A 17,704-nucleotide genomic window follows, 5' to 3' on the forward strand; every position below is an offset into this window, starting at 1 on the left:
TGGTTAATAAGAGAATAGTCGGTATAGTGTTAATTTACTATATAAATAGAAGACTTACCATAATGAAAAAATTAGATGATATAGATTTACGCATTTTAACCATTTTATATCGCGATGCTGATATCACTAATAAAGAGTTAGCTTCTCAAATAGGGGTGGCACCTTCTACGTGTTTAGAGCGTGTAAAGCGTATGAAACATAAAAATATAATTACCGGCGCTTGTATCGAGATTGATTTCAAAAGTTTAGGTGGAAATATAGAAGCCATTGCCGCTATTCGCTTGCAGCCCTATTCTGAAGATATTGTTAACAACCTTCGCGACGATTTACTTAAACTTCCTGAAATTGTTAGCTTATATCACATGGGCGGCAGCTATGATTACTTCATTCATATGTCAGTTAAAGACAGTGAACATTTACGACAGTTTGTCTTCAATGCAATTACCTCAAGAGATGAAGTAACCACCGTAGAAACCTCTCTTATTTTTGAACACAGTCGCAGCGGGGTATTGCCCAACTTTGATGATGAGGACTAATCAGTCTGAGTAATTATGAGATAGTACTTTAACGCTAGAAGCCTCGTTTTAAAGAAGGCTTCTATTGATAATAATTATTTTTCAAAGTCTTTGCTTTCAAAATAAAGTGGACTTATTGTGCCGCAATTGAGGAACTTATACAGCAGCTCAGTTTCTTTTGGCACGGCTGCTGAAGTACGAAAACGTGGCAAGCACCCTGCTTCTACGTCAATATTTAGTAAATGTGAAAAGCTAGGTGCTTTTTGAATTTTATGAATATAAATTTTATAATTCTTTTTCAAATCAACAACGTCATACTCTTGCTGATTACTTGAATCCTTTATATCGTCAAGTTCACGAACGTATAATTTTTTAGCAAAGGTTAAGGGTACATTTTCATAAACCAACATTCCCCCTCGAGAAAAATGCCCTGCGTATACATCAGCCATAATGACCATTTCCTCGCCTCGCATCAAACGTTGCAAATTAAAAGGTTTGGCTTTTATCGTCGTTAATTGCCCATCACGTACGGTTTGCAAAAGTGCTAAATCTTTATTCTCAATTTTATATAATAACTGCACATTACTCGGCCTATCATAGGTTGTCATCACCGAAGCATATATAGCAGAGCGCTGAACAAAGAGCACCATATTATGTTCACCCATAAATGAAGGGTCTATTGGTGGCAACTCTTTAACTTCTTCATTAGCAAAGCTGGTTGAATTTAATATAATTAAGAGTAAAACAAGTAAAAGTCTTTTCATTAAAGTTCGCTCGATAAAATGTGTTTGACGTTAGACCAACACGAGTGATTGGTCTAATTATTAAAGGTGATTATAAACCATCTATAAAAAAAGGCTAAATGAATTAACATTCAACCAATTTGTTTTAAAAATACAGCGCTATAAATGTAAAGTGACTAATATCGTTACTTGTCAGTCTTTGAACGCTTTGTTTTAACTATCCTAATTTGTTTATCATGCTTTTCGTTTGAACGCTTTGTTTTAACAATCCTACTTTGTTTATTATGCTTTTCGTTTGAACGCTTTGTTTTAATGACCCTACTTTGGTTATCATGCTTTTTGTTTGAACCTTGTCTTTTAGAACTAATTGAAATATTAGCAGAACGATAAGTATGCTGCTTGGCACTTTTCTTATCGATGTTAGTGGCAAGCTGTTTGGGCCTTTCTTTATTTACAGTTCGACTCGCTCGGTAAACCTTTTCGGCTTTAGTTTTTTTAGACTGATCATAAGATCTGTGCTGTCTTGTTGTCGGCTTTGATACATGTTTTGATACAGGTTTTGAAAAAGTATTTGTCGCCTTGTCAGTTATACGATTTACTCGTCGAGCGCTTTCATTGGGCTTGTGCCTTATGGTAGATAGAGCTCGCTTGGTATTACCTTGTAGCTTATTGTGCACGACAGCATGATTTCTATTGCTAGATTCGCTGATCCTTACTCGCTTGTCCTTATACTTAACGCGAGTATGCTTGTTTCGATAAGCCACACCTTTACGGTGAACGGGCTGGTGTCTCCAACGTTTAGCATAGCCACCATTAGCAATTAAGTGACGAGGACGCTGTTCATAGTAGCGATATGAAGAACGACGAGTATTCGCTACAACCACCTGGCGATTATGCCAATGAAAAGCACTAAAAAAATAATCAAACGAAATATGAACGCCAGCATGCCAATAGAAAGGATTGGAGCGACTTACATAAACACTACGCTGAGGTTGCCAGTAAACAGGAGGATAAGATGACCAATGCCAAGCACCATAAACCATGCGTGTATCATAGTACGGCACATAAACAATCTCCTTCTCTCTTGCTTCAATAACAATATTACTGTCTTGATAGCTAACCTCCATATTATCCATTTCACCCAGGTTTCCGGCAAGTTGAGCTTGCTTTCTTAACCGTTGAATACTTTCTAATAATATCGACTCATCTTGTAAAAAAGCATCACCGAGCTGTTGAGTCCAGGTTAAATCGTCACTAAGTCGGCTAAGAATACGCTCAAAAGGCACTAATGCTTTAACACTGGCATCCCAATTAAAATCTTTTACCGCTTGAGCCACTTGCTCAGTATTTAGTCTTGTGTTTTTCTTTAGCCAGCGATGGGCTTCGATTATTTCAATAGGATAGGTAGCAGCAATTAAGATATGAGTTAATAAGCTGTCGGGATAAAGTGCAATGGGTGCTAGCATTTGTGCTAATTCAGCTTCACTAAATAGCTGCTGCTCTTGTTGCACTTGTTGCACTTGTTGCTGAAGCGCTGACTGTGAAGGCTGGTACTCAGCGTACAAGTTAAAGCTAACTAAGGCAGTAAAGCTGAATAAAAACGTGACTTTTTTCATCGTTATAATCCTTATGACTAATTCTAGAACACAAAGATAACAACACTAAACTGAACGTAACCTGAACAGCTTTCTCGGCTATTTGTTAACAAAGCCTACAAGGGTTTAAAAGATAAGTGTAAAAACAGCACCATTAAGTGTTGTTGAGTTACTGATGGTTAATTGGCCTTGATAACTACTGACTAAATCATTAACAATAGCTAAACCAATACCATGACCCGCTTGATAGGTGTCTGCTCTGCCACCACGCGATAAAATAATATCGCGTTGAGACGCTTCAATACCCGCGCCATCATCGGCAATTTCAATCGTTAATATTTTTGCAGAACTAATCACGCTAATGGCAATTTTATGCTTAGCCGCTTTACAGGCGTTATCGAGAAGGTTTCCTAAAATTTCCATTAAATCGGCTTCATCACCCTTAAATATCGCACTTGCATCAACATTGACGTCAAATGATAAATTCTTATCATGATATATTTTCGCTAACGTGCTGATTAGCTTGTCTACAACGGGCTTAATTTTTACACCTAAGTGCCATGAAGACTGCCCGGCACTTTGAGCTCTTTTAAGTTGATGTTCAATAATGTTATTAATTAATGTTAATTGTTCACCGGCGCTTGCTGAAATATTCTGTTGGCTTTGAATAACTGCCAGTGGATTTTTAAGGCTATGCGCTAAATCCGACAAGGCATTACGATAGCGTTTTCGTTGGTTCTCTTCCAGTGCCAATAAGGCGTTTAATTGCTGAGTCACCGGTTGTAATTCAAGAGGATAGTTGGCGTCTAGGGCTTTCTTTTGGCCTTTTTCTATATGCTCAAGCTCTTGAGATAATACAGTTAATGGTTTCAAGGTCCATAATAACCAGGCAATTTGTACAAAAACAAAGACAACCATTAATGCCAGCAGCCATGCCCATAATGTTTTTTCAAAGTCATTTAGAGCGCTTAATAAGGCTTGTTGGTCTTTTATCAGATGCAGTGTTATTTCAAAGTCTTGGCCGTTATCAGAAAAACTCGCACTAAAGCTATAAAGTAGATGAGGACTGTCCGCTAGGCTTATTTTTGAAATCAGTGTTTGCCCAACATCAGGCGATGGCAATACCGCCGTTAGAGACAAGGTCAGCAGAGATTGTGATTGCCAAAGTATTTTGTTTTTTATCGCGCCTATTTGCGTTTCTTTTGACCGTTTGGTAATTAAGGCATACAAGCCTGATTGGTTAATATTGAATTGGTTTTCTAGCAAGAGCTCCGGCATTAACAAGAGATTATTTTCAACTTCTGCCACAGTAAAAATAGAATAACTATAGGCTTTCAACTCGTTTTTCAACGCTACATTTAATTGCCGTTCAAAGGCATTCGATAAGGTTAAGCCAATAATAGGCAGCATCACTACCGTCATCGCTAACGTACTTAATAATAATCGAACTTTTAAGGAGTTCATTTACTTGGTATATCCACGTGACCTCATTAATCTAACCGCTTTAATTTATAGCCATGGCCGCGCAAGGTTTCGATAAAACCATAGCTATTATCTGGGTCGAGTTTTTTTCTTAAGCGCCTGATAAATACTTCAATAACATTTGAATCGAGATCGAAGTCTTGGTCATAAATATGTTCAGTCAGTGTTGCCTTTGAAGTCACTTCGTCAAGGTGAAGCATCATATACTCAAGTAACTTATATTCTGAACTACTTAACTTTATTGCCTTATTATCGACTTCAACCTGCAAGCTTTTGGTATTAAGACTTAACGGGCCATTCTTTATTAACGGACTTGCTTGCCCTGCAGAACGTCTGATCAGTGCATTTAAGCGGGCGAGTAATTCTTCAGCTTGAAAAGGTTTGGTTAAATAATCATCGGCTCCGGCATCTAAGCCAGCCACTTTATCCTGCCAACTATCTCTTGCAGTTAACACCAAAATGGGAAAGTCGATATTTTTTTCACGCAGAGATCTAATCACACTGATACCATCTATTATAGGTAAACCAACATCTATAATAGCAGCGTCGTATGGATATTCTTGCCCTTGAAATAAGCCTGTTTCGCCATCACTCGCCACATCGACTAGATAATGAGCGGCAGTTAAATGGGCATATAGGTTTTGCTGTAAAGCAATATCGTCTTCAATAAATAACAACCGCATAGTGATCACCCTCCATTAATTTTCCCTGTCTTAGCATCAACATAAATAGAGATGATATGACCATCAGTTTTAATTAATTTTACCCGATAACCCGACTTTTTATTCTCAACTTTTAGCACTTTTCCACCAAAACGACTTTTAGCTAATTTTGCGGCATCTTTACTACTTTTCACTTTCAACTGTTGCTGATTATTTTTTTGCATATTACTTGCTGATACACCCGTTCCTTGAGCCATTGCATCAATAGAAAGTGTAGCGATAAAAAGAAAAACTAACGGTAAAGCAAATTTCATGGTTATTCCAAAGACAACGTTAAAAGTGAGTCTAACTATACATAGCCATAGCTTATTTAAAATTATAAACCTTAGCAACTGAATATCAGCTGAACATTCCTTTAAAGCCGCTATATCTATTTTATAACGAGGGGTAACTAGAGTTCCCGCTGATAAATCAACAGATATATCATAGCTTACCAGTGAACTACTCGGCACTAAAGTACCGAGTTTTCTCGATGGTACTGATAAAGTGTTCAGCTTACATTCATCTTTACTGCGCTTTAATAGCACCACTAAACAAAGCAGGTAGGATATATTATGTTAATAAATAATAAAACAGCGAAGTCAGTTCGTGCGAATTCACTTAAAAAAATAATGTTATTGATAACCTTTAGCATATTACCTTTAACTTATGTCACTGCCAGCGAATTAAAGGTTTTACCCGCTAGTGTTTCTCAAGGAGCACTTAAACACAGTATCACTGAGTCACAGCGAAAAAAAATAATTGCAACGAATAAGCTAGCCGAGCTATCCGATCAAGTCAGCGGCAAAGCGAATGCTCACATAAGAGGATCTACACTTAATAATCAAGCAAAGAGCACGGCACAAACAAAAAGTGGTGAAGCCACACAAAAAGTGAGTAACCACTATGATCAACAGTTCAGTATTTATAGTGCGGCGAGTTTTCTGCAAGAAGATTATGACAGAGATGGCTATTATCAAACTTTCAGTGTGACTTTTGATGCAGACGTATATAGCTATAGCGAAAATCACCTCGCCGAAGTGTATGCTTTACTCTATCTCAGTAAAAATGGTGGCCCTTGGCAGCACTATTTCACCACAGATAATTTTCTTATAGAAGGCGACACTGATGCCGATGAATACGAAGTTATTTCTACATTTATGTCGGGCTATGAAAGTGATCACTACGATGTGTTAATCGACTTATATCAAGTCGGTTATCAGGGGATCGCTGCGAGTTACAGTGCGGATGACAGTAACGCGTTATACGCACTGCCGTTAGAGAGTGCTGAGTATGACCAGGTTTATACTGAAGTCATAGAAGTAATAGAAGTAATAGAAGTCGTCGAGATCAGACAAACTCATGGCGGCAGTCTGTTTGGCTTATTATTGGTATTACTCAGTGGTCTACTTATGCGAGTAAAGCGCCATTAATCATTAGCCAGAAAAACAAAAAAGCCACAAACAAGTTTGTGGCTTTTTTAATGTCTATATTTCAACAAACTTTTAGCTCATCGAATGGCAGTACTTTAGCTTTTCAGGTCATCAAAAAACTTTTTAACGCCATCAAAGAAACCGGTCTCTTTAGGGCTATGCTTTATGGTGCTTTTACCCATCTTTTCGTCTAACTGACGCAGTAAATCTGCTTGATCGCCAGACAAGTTAACCGGTGTTTCTAGAACAACTTTACACATCAAGTCGCCTATTGAGTGGCTGCGTACTGATTTAACACCTTTACCACGTAAACGGAACATTTTACCCGTTTGCGTTTCTTTAGGTATTTTCAGCTTCACTTTACCTTCAAGTGTTGGTACTTCTATTTCGCCACCCAATGCTGCTGTGGTAAAGCTAATAGGCACTTCACAATAAAGGTTGTTTTCATCACGGACAAATATTTTATGATCACGTACATTTGCTTGTACATATAAATCACCTGCAGGTGCACCATGTTCACCAGCTTCACCTTCGCCTGACAAGCGAATTCTATCACCTGTATCTACACCTGGCGGTATTTTCACTGAAAGTGTTTTGGTTTTTTCAACTCGGCCTTGACCGCGACATGAGGTACAAGGGCTAGCAATAACTTTACCTTTACCACTACATGTTGGACAAGTCTGTTGAACAGCAAACAAACCTTGACGCATTTGTACCTGGCCATGACCATGACAAGTTGTACAAGATTTTGCACTGGTACCTTTTTTAGCGCCAGAACCATCACAAGGCTCACAACTAACAAAAGTTGGTACTTTAATTTCTAAGGTTTTACCCCGAACAGCATCTTCAAGACTTAACTCTAGGTTGTAGCGAAGATCTGAACCTCGTTGTTGACGTTGCTGACGTCCGCCACCGCGGCCACCACCAAAAATATCACCAAAAATATCACCAAAATCTTGACCGAAGCCTCCGCCACCATGACCACCGCCACCGCCATGACCACCTTGTTCAAATGCAGCATGACCATATTGGTCAAACGCAGCACGCTTTTGGTCGTCATTTAGAATTTCATAAGCTTCTTTAACTTCTTTAAATAGCTCTTCTTTGTCTTTATCACCGGCATTACGGTCAGGATGAAGCTTCATCGCTAAACGTTTGTAGGCTTTTTTGATATCACGCTCAGACGCATCTTTTGATACTTCTAGCACTTCATAATAATCGCGTTTTGACATAGTGACTTCTTTTAACTGGTGTTGAAATTTTAGATATTAATTAAGTAAAATGACATTATAAATAGTTAGCTATTTTCAATGGCATTTTATAACGATTTTTAACGTAAGAAGCGCTGGTGTTTAAACCAGCGCTTATATATTTTCCGTTATTGAAGACTATTTGTCTTCTTTAACTTCTTCAAATTCAGCGTCAACAACATCGTCATCAGCTGGCGCAGCGCCGTCTGATTCAGGAGCGCCTTCTTGAGCACCGGCTTTCGCTTGAGCAATTTCCATTAACTTAGCTGATGCTTCGATAACGGCTTGAGATTTAGCTTCAATCGCTTCTTTATCATCGCCTTTGATCTCAGTTTCAAGTTCAGTTAATGCTGTTTCAATTTTTTCTTTGTCTTCGCTTGGTAAGTCATCGCCCGCTTCTACAATTTGCTTGCGAGTGGTATGAACTAGACCGTCAGCTTGGTTACGTGCTTTAACTAATTCTTCAAACTTAGCATCTTCATCAGCGTTAGCTTCTGCGTCACGTACCATTTGTTCTACTTCTTCATCAGATAAACCAGAAGAAGCTTTAATGGTAATCTTCTGTTCTTTACCTGTGTTCTTATCTTTAGCTGTTACGTGTAAAATACCATCAGCATCAATATCGAAAGTTACTTCAATCTGTGGTGTTCCACGTGGTGCTGCATCGATACCTTCAAGGTTAAATTGACCTAAAGATTTGTTTGCAGACGCTTGCTTACGCTCACCTTGAACAACATGAACCGTTACCGCAGCTTGATTATCGTCAGCTGTAGAAAAGGTTTGTGACTGTTTAGTTGGGATAGTGGTGTTTTTATCGATAACTTTCGTCATCACGCCGCCCATTGTTTCGATACCTAATGATAATGGCGTAACGTCTAATAAAAGTACGTCAGTTACATCACCAGAAAGAACACCTGCTTGTATTGCTGCACCAGCGGCAACGGCTTCATCAGGGTTAACATCTTTACGAGGTTCTTTACCGAAAAATTCTGTTACTGCTTTTTGTACCATTGGCATACGTGACTGACCACCAACTAAGATAACATCATTGATATCACTTACTGATAAGTCTGCGTCTTTAAGCGCTTGTGCTAATGGTATTAACGTTGCTTTAACCATGTCTTCAACTAAAGACTCTAATTTAGCACGCGTTACTTTAATGTTCATGTGCTTAGGGCCGCTGCCGTCAGCTGTGATGTAAGGTAAGTTAACATCTGTTTGTTGTGCTGAAGAAAGTTCACATTTAGCTTTTTCTGCTGCTTCTTTCAAACGCTGCATTGCAAGAGGATCAGTCGTTAAATCCATACCTTGGTCTTTCTTAAATTCAGCAACAAGATAGTTGATTAAACGGTTATCAAAATCTTCACCACCTAAGTGAGTATCACCGTTAGTCGCTAATACTTCAAACGTGTGCTCGCCTTCAACTTCATCAATTTCAATAATTGAAATATCGAAAGTACCACCACCTAAGTCGTAAACAGCAATAACTTTATCGCCTTCTTGCTTGTCCATGCCGTAAGCAAGAGCAGCAGCAGTTGGCTCATTGATAATACGTTTAACTTCAAGACCAGCAATACGACCCGCATCTTTAGTTGCTTGGCGTTGTGAATCATTGAAGTAAGCAGGAACTGTGATTACTGCTTCTGTTACTGCTTCGCCTAAAAAGTCTTCAGCAGTTTTTTTCATTTTCTTTAAAACTTCAGCTGAAACTTGAGGTGGTGCAACGTTCTTATCACGTGTTGTAACCCAAGCATCGCCGTTGTCAGCTTTAACAATACCAAAAGGCATAATTTTAATATCACGCTGAACTTCTTCGTCTTCAAAGCGACGACCAATTAAACGCTTAATCGCGTATAATGTATTTTTTGGGTTTGTAACAGATTGGCGTTTAGCAGGTTGACCTACTAACGTTTCGCCATCTTCTGTGTATGCAATAATTGAAGGAGTTGTACGATCGCCTTCTGCATTTTCAATTACACGTGCTTTGCCGCCATCTAGTACAGCAACACAAGAGTTTGTTGTCCCTAGGTCAATACCGATTATTTTGCCCATCTTGAGGATCTCCGAATACTAATTAAAATAAAGCTTATTAAAATAAGATTTTTTAATAAACCTGTTGATGAAACAAATAGTGGGGGCAGTAAAATCCTTTTCAACTAATTTCCAAGAAAAAAAGTAAATTTATTTCATTATTTAGCTATTTGTGAAGATTTTTTTGTTGTTTCTCACCGATAGCGATAAAACGCCCTAATAAAACTTATTTGCCTGCTAAAAACAAAAAAGCGGTAAGAAGTTTTATAGAAACTTCTTACCGCTTTTTTTAATGATATTTTTTATGCTGTGGTATCAACTACCGGAGCAGATTTAGAAACCATTACCATCGCTGGACGAATTAAACGGCCATTGAGTTCATAACCTTTTTGCATCACAGCAATAACGGTATTTGGCGCAACGCCCGGAACTTCTTGCATAGACATCGCTTGATGCAATTCAGGATTAAAAGGTTGGTCTTGTGGATCAACACCTTTAACGCCAAATTTTTCTAACGAAGCAATTAAACCTTGTAGGGTTAATTCAAGACCTTCAATAATGCCGGTATTGTTTTCATCTTCTTTATCTATATTCTGCAAAGCACGTTCTAAATTGTCTACTGACACTAACATTTCAGCAGCAAATTTTTCTAAAGCAAATTTACGTGCTTTATCGACGTCTTGTGCGCTACGGCGGCGAATATTATCAACTTCTGCTTTAGCACGAACCACAGAATCTTTTTGATCTGCGATAGTGGTTTGCGCTGAAGAAAGGCTTAACTCAAGTTCGTTAATCTTTTCTTGCTCGGCACTAATCACTTCATGGGCATGAATATGTTGAACTTCGACTTGCTCTTCAGCTTGGTCGATAATTTCTTGCGCCATAATTTCTTCGGGCGTTAAAGCTTCTGTTGATGCTTCAGCTGTATTTTTGTTTTCTGTTGACTCATTAGTCATGAAAGCTCCAAAATAAACTAATAATATATTTAACAATATAAAGGTTATATAAATCTGATAACGGTAATTATGGGGACTTCTTGCTACGATTCAAGCTTAAATACAATTTAATTAAGTTTGTTGTTACTGAGCGCTGGTTAGCGTTTTGAGAACAAATATCATTTTTTTATATATAGTCATTCTATTTAAAAGCAATTACCTGCAGTTATCCAATCGTTTAAAAACGCTTAAACCTCCACTTTAAAAGGCTTACAGCCTACATTGTTTGTTTCGAATAAATAAGCATTCTCTTCAATTAATGCCTTAACCCTAAATCTTTTAAATCTCGATGAAAGCGAAAAATTTAATCAAAATGGTAGTCAGTAAATGATTTATAAAAAAGTCAACTTTACAAGCCATGAAAATACAGCGAAACTATTATTAATCCTAAGATACAAACAACTTACTGCGTAGACATGAGCAAAATTTATAACACCATAGGTTTAATAGGCAAACCAAATCACGAAGGAGCCGGCGCAACAATAACAGCGCTCTATCAATTTCTTACCGGACAAGGTTATCAGGTATTAATTGAAAGCTCAGTTGCCCCATCAATCGATATCGATAATCTAACGATTAGTACCTTAGTAGAAATTGGTGAACAAGCTGACCTGGCTATAGTCGTGGGCGGTGATGGTTATATGTTAGGTGCCGCGAGGGTTTTATCATGTTTTGATATCGGTGTTATTGGTGTAAACAGAGGGAACTTAGGCTTTCTTACCGATTTATCGCCCGATGAATTAATTGAACCACTTGAGAAAATTTTACGTGGCGAGTCGCGCGCTGAGCAACGTTTTATTATTGAAGCAGAAGTTTATCGCCACGGAAAATTAAAAAGCTCTAACAGTGCAGTCAATGAAGCAGTGCTACACGCAGGAAAAGTAGCCAGCATGATTGAATTTGAAGTTTACATTGATGGTAGCTTTATGTTCAGCCAACGCTCTGATGGCTTAATCGTGTCAACACCTACTGGCTCAACCGCCTATTCAATGTCGGCAGGTGGTCCAATTTTAACACCCAATTTAAATGCCTTATCTTTAGTGCCGATGTTTCCGCACACCCTAACCAGTAGACCCATAGTCGTCGACGGCAATAGTGAAATAAAATTATTACTCGCCAATGAGAACTATGAAAGCTTACAAGTAAGTTGTGATGGCCATGTTATTTTAGCGGTATTACCAGGTGATGAAGTTATTATCAGAAAAAGTGAATATACGCTGCGATTAGTTCATCCACTAGACCATGACTACTTTAATGTACTGCGAAGTAAATTAAGTTGGGGCAATAAGCTTTATTAATTTTTAACAAATTCAAGCTGTTGAATTTTTATTCGATTAACACTTGCACAAAACCACTTTACTGTATAAATTAACAGGTACACATATTTATACAGTGAATTGGTTTCTCATGCTTTTACATCTTAACATTCAAAACTTCGCCATTGTGCGCTCCCTAGATATAGATTGGCGCAAAGGTATGACAACCATCACCGGAGAAACAGGTGCGGGTAAATCAATAGCTATTGATGCCTTAGGTTTATGTTTAGGCGATAGAGCGCTCACTAATGTTGTAAGACCCAATACCAAAAAAGCAGAGTTAGCCGCAACCTTTGATATCAACAAAAACATTTCCGCACAAAAATGGCTGAAAAAAAATGGCCTCTCCCTAACAGACGAACACGATGCTGAATTAGATTGTGAATGTATTTTGCGCCGAGTAATATCAGCTGAAGGACGCTCAAAGGCCTATATTAACGGTAGCCAAGTTCCGCTTGCCCAACTTAAAGATATTGCACAATTTTTAATAAGTATTCATGGCCAACACGATCATCAACTCATTGTTAAGCCGGCTCAACAGCGTAAAATACTTGATGAGTATGCCGATCATCAGCACTTATTAGACGACGTTCAATATTACTATCAGCAATGGCGAAATCTCAATACAGAACTAAAACAGTTACAAGAAAGTAAAGAACAACGCGAAGCAAAACTGCAGTTATTACAATACCAAGTGACCGAGCTAGACGAATTTTCACTACAAACGGGTGAGTTTCAAATTCTAGAAAGTGATTACAAACGTCATAGTAACGGTCAGTCATTATTGACCGGCACTTTGAAAGCATTGCAAACTTTATCTGAAAACGAAAATCACAATATTTCAGACAGCCTAAGAAACAACTGCGAACAGTTGAATGATTTAGTTCATATGGATCCTAAGTTAGCAAATATTGCTAACACCTTGAGCGAAGCACTTATTCTTGTAGAAGATGCTAATGATGAACTAAAGCACTACTACGATAAGCTTGAACTCGATCCAGAAGCTTATCAAATGATTGAAGACCGCTACTCGCTCGCTATTCAACTTGCTAAAAAACATCAAGTGGCACCCGAGCATTTGCCAACGTTACACTTAGAGATAAAACAAGCCTTACATGTCATAAATTCAGACGGTTCAAGACTAGATACAGCATACGTAGACATTGAAAAAGCTAAAGTACATTACCTACAATCTGCTCAGGCATTATCAACATCAAGAGTAAAATCGGCAAAAAAACTCAGTAAAAAAATCACGCTGAGCATGAAAGAGCTCAATATGAACAACGGCATATTTGACGTATCAGTACAGCAAGTTAATGTTGAAGCTTTATCGCCGTTTGGCCTTGATGAAATAAACTTTCTTATTAGCCTTAACCCAGGGCAAAAATTAGAAGCGATGAACAAAGTTGCTTCTGGTGGCGAATTATCACGTATTAGTTTAGCCATGCAGGTTATTTTGGCTGACAAGGTGATCACACCGACCTTAATATTTGATGAAGTTGATGTCGGTATTAGTGGCCCAACAGCGGCAATGGTCGGTAGCAAGCTACAAGAATTAGCCCAAAACACTCAAGTTATCTGTGTAACACATTTACCACAGGTCGCTTGCAAAGGGCATCAACAGTTATTTGTTAGTAAATTAACCGATGGCGAGTTTACAGAAACAAAAGTAACGGAACTAAGTGCTAATGGCAGAGTCCAAGAAATTGCTCGCTTATTAGCGGGGAATAAAATAACAGATAACAGCTTGGCTAATGCTCAAGAGTTACTTGCCGGTTAATAAATTAATTTTAGCGTTAAGTAAATAACCTGAGTTGAGGCACAAAGGTGCAAAATAAATTGAAAATAGTTTTGTATCTCTTCGCGGGCTTAGTTATCATCCCCATTCGAACTTATTAGGATAAATGAAAAAACATGTTATTTCGCATTTTAGCCATTACTATTGCCCTATCTCTTTCTGCCTGCTCAAGCTGGGTCTATCGTTTTGACATTCCTCAGGGAAACTTTTTAGAACAAAAAGATATCGACAAGCTTCAAATTGGCATGACTAAAGAACAAGTAAAATTTGTACTTGGTAGCCCTGTTGTTAACGATGCATTTGGCAATGATACATTGCACTATGTTTACTTATTAAAATCAGGTCGAAGTGAAGAGTTTAACGTTAAGAAGAAATTTATCCTCTATTTTGATAATGAATTATTAGCCAGCGCAGAAGGTGACTTTGTCTTAGGTGACAACTTTTACGTTCCTATGGTTAACTAATAAATATTTTAGTCCCATAAAAAAACGGCCTTAATAGCCGTTTTTTTTACTTTAAATTTTGCGATTTTTTTAGCTGGCTTTATTTCGACGCGGGTCAACACGACCACCGGTAACTTTATCGGCACGCCCTTCATCTTTTGCTTTTTCAGCTCGGCGCTTTCTAACCTCTTTTGGGTCAGCAATTAAAGGTCGATATATTTCAATACGATCTAAATCTCGTAAAGTATCCGTTAACTTAGCGGCTCGATTCCAAATACCAACATTATTTACGGTTAAATCTATTTCTTCAAAAACAGATAAAATACCTGAAGCGATAATACCTTGCTCTAACAAGGTGCCTTCATCGACTAAAAGCGTTAATAGCTCTTGTCTATCGGGTAGTCCATAAACAACTTCTATTTGTATTTTACGTTGAGCAAGTTCTTGCTCTATCTCTATGCTATCAACCATTAGAATGATAAACCTCTTTAGCTCTTTGTGTAAAAGCTTGTACCATATTATTGGTCAAACTTGTAAAAACACGGCCAAATGCCAAATCGAATACTTTACTCGAAAACTCATACTCTAAATGCAAACTAATCTTACAAGCTTCTTCAGATAATTCAGTTAGTTGCCAGTAACCCGTCAACTTTTTAAAAGGACCGTCAACTAAATCGAGTTGCACTTTATTATTACCAATCAAGGTATTCTTGGTGGTAAACCATTTTTTTAGAACCCCCTTCGAAACCATCAAAGCAGCTGTAACTTCATTACCTTGCTGAGAAATTATCTTACTGTCACCACAATTTGGGATAAATTGAGGATAAGCAACAATATCATTAATTAATTGATACATTTGGTCAACGCTATACATCACTAAAGCGCTGCGACTAATTACGGGCATTTATTTTCCTCAACTTTAAAGGGTAATGATAACAAAGCCGTGAGCAAAAGGCATTAAACAGAAAAATTGAAATTAATCATTCAAATATCAATAATTCTCCGTATAATGTTTGCGATTGCTATTTTTGATGGCAAACAAAATGGAAATATAATGGCACAGAAAAAAAAATCAAACAGCAATACTATTGCGTTAAACAAAAAAGCTCGTCATAACTATTCTTTAACTGATAAGTTTGAAGGTGGGATGAGCCTGCAGGGTTGGGAAATTAAAAGTATCCGTAGCGGAAAAGTTAATATTTCTGATTGTTATGTACACGTAAAAAACGGTGAAGCTTATTTACTGGGTGCTGAAATAATGCCGCTCAATGCTGCTTCTAGTCACGTAGTATGCGAACCTAATCGTGACCGCAAGTTACTGTTGAATCGACGTGAATTAGAGAAAATAACCGCAGCTGTAGAGCGTGATGGTTATTCATTAATTGCCACGGCGATGTATTGGAAAGCAAATTGGGTCAAACTCGAATTTTATTTGGGTAAAGGTAAGAAAGACCATGATAAGCGTTCTGATATCAAAGACAGAGAATGGGCTGTTGATAAAGGCCGATTAATGAAAAATAAGAATTTAGATCGATAACAAGTTAACAATTAACACGTTGTTTATTTAAAAGAAGCGCTGTACAATGCGCTTTATAGACTGAATAAGTTTATAATTAAGATATAAAAACTTTGGGGCGGATCTAGGATTCGACAAGATTCATGAAACCCGAGGTGCATGCCCAGGGGCGGTTTGCCTGGTAAAAAGCCGCAAAACTATAATTGCAAACGACGATACGTTCGCACTAGCCGCTTAGGCTAGCCATCGCCTCAAAAATTCTCCTATTGTTTAGAGGATCGATGGTCACCCCAAATAGGATAGCGAGGGAAGCACGCTTAAGGCTGAACCGCGAAATAGTATTAAGCTCACCATGACGAAGCCTGTCGATTGGCGTCTAATTGGTTAAACAAATAATCGACTAAGCATGTAGTACCAAGGATGTAGGCTTTTTGGACGGGGGTTCGATTCCCCCCCGCTCCACCACACAATGAATTAAAGACGTCCTAGGGCGTCTTTTTTTTCGTCTAAAATCAGTGATATACCCTGCATTACTGACCTGTGGCGTCCTATCCTGTTTACTCTAATCCAGATTTTTTAGTACTATACTTAGTACCACAAAATGATAAGCTGTATTTATGTAGTACTAAAACGGATATTTACCCATGGCTAGAGTAACCAGACCCCTAACGAATACCGAAGTCGACAAGGCAAAACCTCAAACTAAAGTGACTAGTTTGTTTGATGGTGATGGTTTAGAACTAAAAATAAATCCTACGGGTACTAAAAAATGGCTTTTGAAGTACTACAGGCCCTTTACCAAAAAACGAACTAACTTAACATTTGGTGTTTATCCTGACATTTCCTTAGCTGACGCTAGAAAGCTAAGGGCCAAAGCAAAAGAGTTACTAGCTAAAGATATTGATCCAAAAGAACATAAAGACAATCTATCGCGCGAGAACAAAGAACGAATAGAGAATACTCTGCTTAATGTAGCTTCGAAATGGTTTGAAGTTAAAAGAGCTCAAATCTCTAAAGATTATGCGACTGATGTTTGGCGATCACTTGAATTACATGTATTTCCTGATCTCGGTAAGTACCCCATATCAGAAGTTACAGCCCCTATTGCGATTAAAACAGTACAGCCTATAGCTGAAAAAGGCAGTCTTGAAACTGTTAAGCGCCTTAATCAACGCCTGAATGAGATAATGAGCTACGCGGTTAATACCGGACTTATTCATTCAAATCCTTTGGCCGGTGTTAAAGCTGCTTTTGAAAAACCTAAAAAGCAAAACATGCCAACTATAAAACCTGATGAACTACCTAAATTTATGCAAGCTTTAAGTGTTGCCAGCATAAAAATTGTTACCCGATACTTAATAGAGTGGCAGCTTCATACCATGGTAAGGCCAAGTGAAGCCGCTGGCATTAAATGGGATGAAATAGATTTTGATAACAAACTTTGGAATATACCTGGAGAGCGAATGAAGAAGAAACGTCCTCACAGTGTTCCTTTGACCCAACAGGCATTAAACTTACTCAGCGCTATTAAGCCAATAAGCGGCCATAGAGAATACATTTTCCCTGCCGATAGAAACCCTAGGAAACATACTAATGAATCAACAGCAAACACAGCCATAAAACGTATGGGTTATAAAGATAAATTGGTCGCTCATGGATTACGTTCTTTAGCTAGTACCACATTAAACGAACAAGGTTTTGACGGCGATGTTATTGAAGCGGCTTTAGCACACGTTGACAGCAATGAAGTTAGACGCGCTTATAACCGCGCTGATTACCTAAACCGTAGAGCTACAATGATGACTTGGTGGTCAGATCATATTGAAACCTGTGCAACAGGTAATTTTTCACTATCAGGTACTCAGTTTTTAAAAGCGGTTTGATAG

General features: G+C 38.1%; 17 protein-coding genes and 1 other RNA gene. 8 read left to right on the forward strand and 10 right to left on the reverse strand.

Annotated elements, in window-relative coordinates; translation table 11 throughout:
- Window positions 1-62 precede the first annotated feature (62 nt).
- Window positions 63-536 carry an Lrp/AsnC family transcriptional regulator gene (locus H4J62_RS08885; RefSeq protein ID WP_070374299.1) on the forward strand — a complete coding sequence of 158 codons (474 nt, stop codon included), beginning with the start codon at window positions 63-65 and terminating at the stop codon, window positions 534-536.
- Between the two features lie 74 nt (window positions 537-610).
- On the opposite strand, the gene H4J62_RS08890 is transcribed toward H4J62_RS08885, so the two are convergent.
- From H4J62_RS08890 to H4J62_RS08910, 5 genes are all read right to left on the reverse strand, one after another.
- Window positions 611-1,279 (reverse strand): hypothetical protein, encoded by a 669-nt coding sequence (locus H4J62_RS08890; RefSeq protein WP_182214019.1) that lies wholly within the window; start codon window positions 1,277-1,279, stop codon window positions 611-613.
- 164 nt (window positions 1,280-1,443) lie between these two features.
- Window positions 1,444-2,874, reverse strand: a complete 1,431-nt coding sequence (locus H4J62_RS08895) for a DUF3300 domain-containing protein (protein ID WP_182214021.1) — start codon at window positions 2,872-2,874, stop codon at window positions 1,444-1,446.
- A 105-nt stretch (window positions 2,875-2,979) separates the two neighbouring features.
- Window positions 2,980-4,317, reverse strand: a complete 1,338-nt coding sequence (locus H4J62_RS08900; RefSeq protein WP_182214023.1) for an ATP-binding protein — start codon at window positions 4,315-4,317, stop codon at window positions 2,980-2,982.
- A 26-nt stretch (window positions 4,318-4,343) separates the two neighbouring features.
- Window positions 4,344-5,018, reverse strand: a complete 675-nt coding sequence (locus H4J62_RS08905) for a response regulator transcription factor (RefSeq protein ID WP_070374303.1) — start codon at window positions 5,016-5,018, stop codon at window positions 4,344-4,346.
- 5 nt (window positions 5,019-5,023) lie between these two features.
- Window positions 5,024-5,311, reverse strand: coding sequence for a PepSY domain-containing protein (locus tag H4J62_RS08910; RefSeq protein ID WP_182214025.1), 288 nt, complete (start codon window positions 5,309-5,311; stop codon window positions 5,024-5,026).
- Window positions 5,312-5,611: 300 nt separating this feature from the next.
- Here H4J62_RS08910 and H4J62_RS08915 point away from each other — a divergent pair, with 300 nt between their 5' ends.
- Window positions 5,612-6,469 carry a choice-of-anchor H family protein gene (locus H4J62_RS08915; protein WP_182214027.1) on the forward strand — a complete coding sequence of 286 codons (858 nt, stop codon included), beginning with the start codon at window positions 5,612-5,614 and terminating at the stop codon, window positions 6,467-6,469.
- A 95-nt stretch (window positions 6,470-6,564) separates the two neighbouring features.
- On the opposite strand, the gene dnaJ is transcribed toward H4J62_RS08915, so the two are convergent.
- The 3 genes from dnaJ to grpE all read right to left on the reverse strand — a co-directional run bounded on the left by dnaJ (window position 6,565) and on the right by grpE (window position 10,706).
- The gene (gene dnaJ / locus H4J62_RS08920; RefSeq protein WP_070374306.1) at window positions 6,565-7,701 is read right to left on the reverse strand and encodes a molecular chaperone DnaJ; all 1,137 of its coding nucleotides are present in this window, start codon (window positions 7,699-7,701) and stop codon (window positions 6,565-6,567) included.
- A gap of 156 nt (window positions 7,702-7,857) precedes the next feature.
- Window positions 7,858-9,771: a molecular chaperone DnaK gene (gene dnaK / locus H4J62_RS08925; RefSeq protein ID WP_070374307.1), complete on the reverse strand. Its 1,914-nt coding sequence runs from the start codon at window positions 9,769-9,771 to the stop codon at window positions 7,858-7,860.
- A 281-nt stretch (window positions 9,772-10,052) separates the two neighbouring features.
- A complete protein-coding gene (grpE, locus tag H4J62_RS08930; RefSeq protein WP_182175999.1) occupies window positions 10,053-10,706 on the reverse strand; it encodes a nucleotide exchange factor GrpE in 654 nt (217 codons plus the stop codon).
- Between the two features lie 455 nt (window positions 10,707-11,161).
- Here grpE and nadK point away from each other — a divergent pair, with 455 nt between their 5' ends.
- The 3 genes from nadK (at window position 11,162) to H4J62_RS08945 (ending at window position 14,323) form a co-directional block, all read left to right on the forward strand.
- Window positions 11,162-12,043 (forward strand): NAD(+) kinase, encoded by an 882-nt coding sequence (nadK, locus tag H4J62_RS08935; RefSeq protein WP_070374309.1) that lies wholly within the window; start codon window positions 11,162-11,164, stop codon window positions 12,041-12,043.
- Window positions 12,044-12,152: 109 nt separating this feature from the next.
- Complete coding sequence (gene recN / locus H4J62_RS08940; RefSeq protein WP_070374310.1) at window positions 12,153-13,841, forward strand: DNA repair protein RecN; 1,689 nt, start codon at window positions 12,153-12,155, stop codon at window positions 13,839-13,841.
- Between the two features lie 134 nt (window positions 13,842-13,975).
- Complete coding sequence (locus H4J62_RS08945; protein ID WP_070374311.1) at window positions 13,976-14,323, forward strand: outer membrane protein assembly factor BamE; 348 nt, start codon at window positions 13,976-13,978, stop codon at window positions 14,321-14,323.
- A gap of 69 nt (window positions 14,324-14,392) precedes the next feature.
- Here the strand turns inward: H4J62_RS08945 and H4J62_RS08950 are convergent, their stop codons facing one another.
- Together H4J62_RS08950 and H4J62_RS08955 are read right to left on the reverse strand one after the other, a co-directional pair.
- Window positions 14,393-14,773, reverse strand: a complete 381-nt coding sequence (locus tag H4J62_RS08950; protein WP_070374313.1) for an RnfH family protein — start codon at window positions 14,771-14,773, stop codon at window positions 14,393-14,395.
- On the reverse strand, window positions 14,766-15,206 hold the full coding sequence (locus H4J62_RS08955) for an SRPBCC family protein (protein ID WP_070374314.1): 441 nt from the start codon (window positions 15,204-15,206) through the stop codon (window positions 14,766-14,768). The genes H4J62_RS08950 and H4J62_RS08955 overlap by 8 nt, the downstream gene beginning before the upstream one ends.
- 150 nt (window positions 15,207-15,356) lie before the next feature.
- On the opposite strand from H4J62_RS08955, the gene smpB reads away from it, so the two are divergent.
- The 3 genes from smpB (at window position 15,357) to H4J62_RS08970 (ending at window position 17,701) form a co-directional block, all read left to right on the forward strand.
- Window positions 15,357-15,839, forward strand: coding sequence for an SsrA-binding protein SmpB (gene smpB / locus H4J62_RS08960; RefSeq protein WP_070377008.1), 483 nt, complete (start codon window positions 15,357-15,359; stop codon window positions 15,837-15,839).
- 94 nt (window positions 15,840-15,933) lie between these two features.
- Window positions 15,934-16,283, forward strand: a transfer-messenger RNA (tmRNA) gene (gene ssrA, locus H4J62_RS08965).
- 179 nt (window positions 16,284-16,462) lie between these two features.
- Window positions 16,463-17,701 carry an integrase domain-containing protein gene (locus tag H4J62_RS08970; protein ID WP_182214029.1) on the forward strand — a complete coding sequence of 413 codons (1,239 nt, stop codon included), beginning with the start codon at window positions 16,463-16,465 and terminating at the stop codon, window positions 17,699-17,701.
- Window positions 17,702-17,704: the final 3 nt, after the last annotated feature.

Source organism: Colwellia sp. BRX8-5 (assembly GCF_014077325.1).
Classification (GTDB): Bacteria; Pseudomonadota; Gammaproteobacteria; order Enterobacterales; family Alteromonadaceae; genus Colwellia_A.

Coding starts and splice junctions, on each gene's coding strand:
- H4J62_RS08885 (WP_070374299.1), top strand. CDS start 63: ATGAAAAAATTAGATGATATAGATTTACGCATTTTAACCATTTTATAT.
- H4J62_RS08890 (WP_182214019.1), bottom strand. CDS start 1,279: ATGAAAAGACTTTTACTTGTTTTACTCTTAATTATATTAAATTCAACC.
- H4J62_RS08895 (WP_182214021.1), bottom strand. CDS start 2,874: ATGAAAAAAGTCACGTTTTTATTCAGCTTTACTGCCTTAGTTAGCTTT.
- H4J62_RS08900 (WP_182214023.1), bottom strand. CDS start 4,317: ATGAACTCCTTAAAAGTTCGATTATTATTAAGTACGTTAGCGATGACG.
- H4J62_RS08905 (WP_070374303.1), bottom strand. CDS start 5,018: ATGCGGTTGTTATTTATTGAAGACGATATTGCTTTACAGCAAAACCTA.
- H4J62_RS08910 (WP_182214025.1), bottom strand. CDS start 5,311: ATGAAATTTGCTTTACCGTTAGTTTTTCTTTTTATCGCTACACTTTCT.
- H4J62_RS08915 (WP_182214027.1), top strand. CDS start 5,612: ATGTTAATAAATAATAAAACAGCGAAGTCAGTTCGTGCGAATTCACTT.
- dnaJ (WP_070374306.1), bottom strand. CDS start 7,701: ATGTCAAAACGCGATTATTATGAAGTGCTAGAAGTATCAAAAGATGCG.
- dnaK (WP_070374307.1), bottom strand. CDS start 9,771: ATGGGCAAAATAATCGGTATTGACCTAGGGACAACAAACTCTTGTGTT.
- grpE (WP_182175999.1), bottom strand. CDS start 10,706: ATGACTAATGAGTCAACAGAAAACAAAAATACAGCTGAAGCATCAACA.
- nadK (WP_070374309.1), top strand. CDS start 11,162: ATGAGCAAAATTTATAACACCATAGGTTTAATAGGCAAACCAAATCAC.
- recN (WP_070374310.1), top strand. CDS start 12,153: ATGCTTTTACATCTTAACATTCAAAACTTCGCCATTGTGCGCTCCCTA.
- H4J62_RS08945 (WP_070374311.1), top strand. CDS start 13,976: ATGTTATTTCGCATTTTAGCCATTACTATTGCCCTATCTCTTTCTGCC.
- H4J62_RS08950 (WP_070374313.1), bottom strand. CDS start 14,773: ATGGTTGATAGCATAGAGATAGAGCAAGAACTTGCTCAACGTAAAATA.
- H4J62_RS08955 (WP_070374314.1), bottom strand. CDS start 15,206: ATGCCCGTAATTAGTCGCAGCGCTTTAGTGATGTATAGCGTTGACCAA.
- smpB (WP_070377008.1), top strand. CDS start 15,357: ATGGCACAGAAAAAAAAATCAAACAGCAATACTATTGCGTTAAACAAA.
- H4J62_RS08970 (WP_182214029.1), top strand. CDS start 16,463: ATGGCTAGAGTAACCAGACCCCTAACGAATACCGAAGTCGACAAGGCA.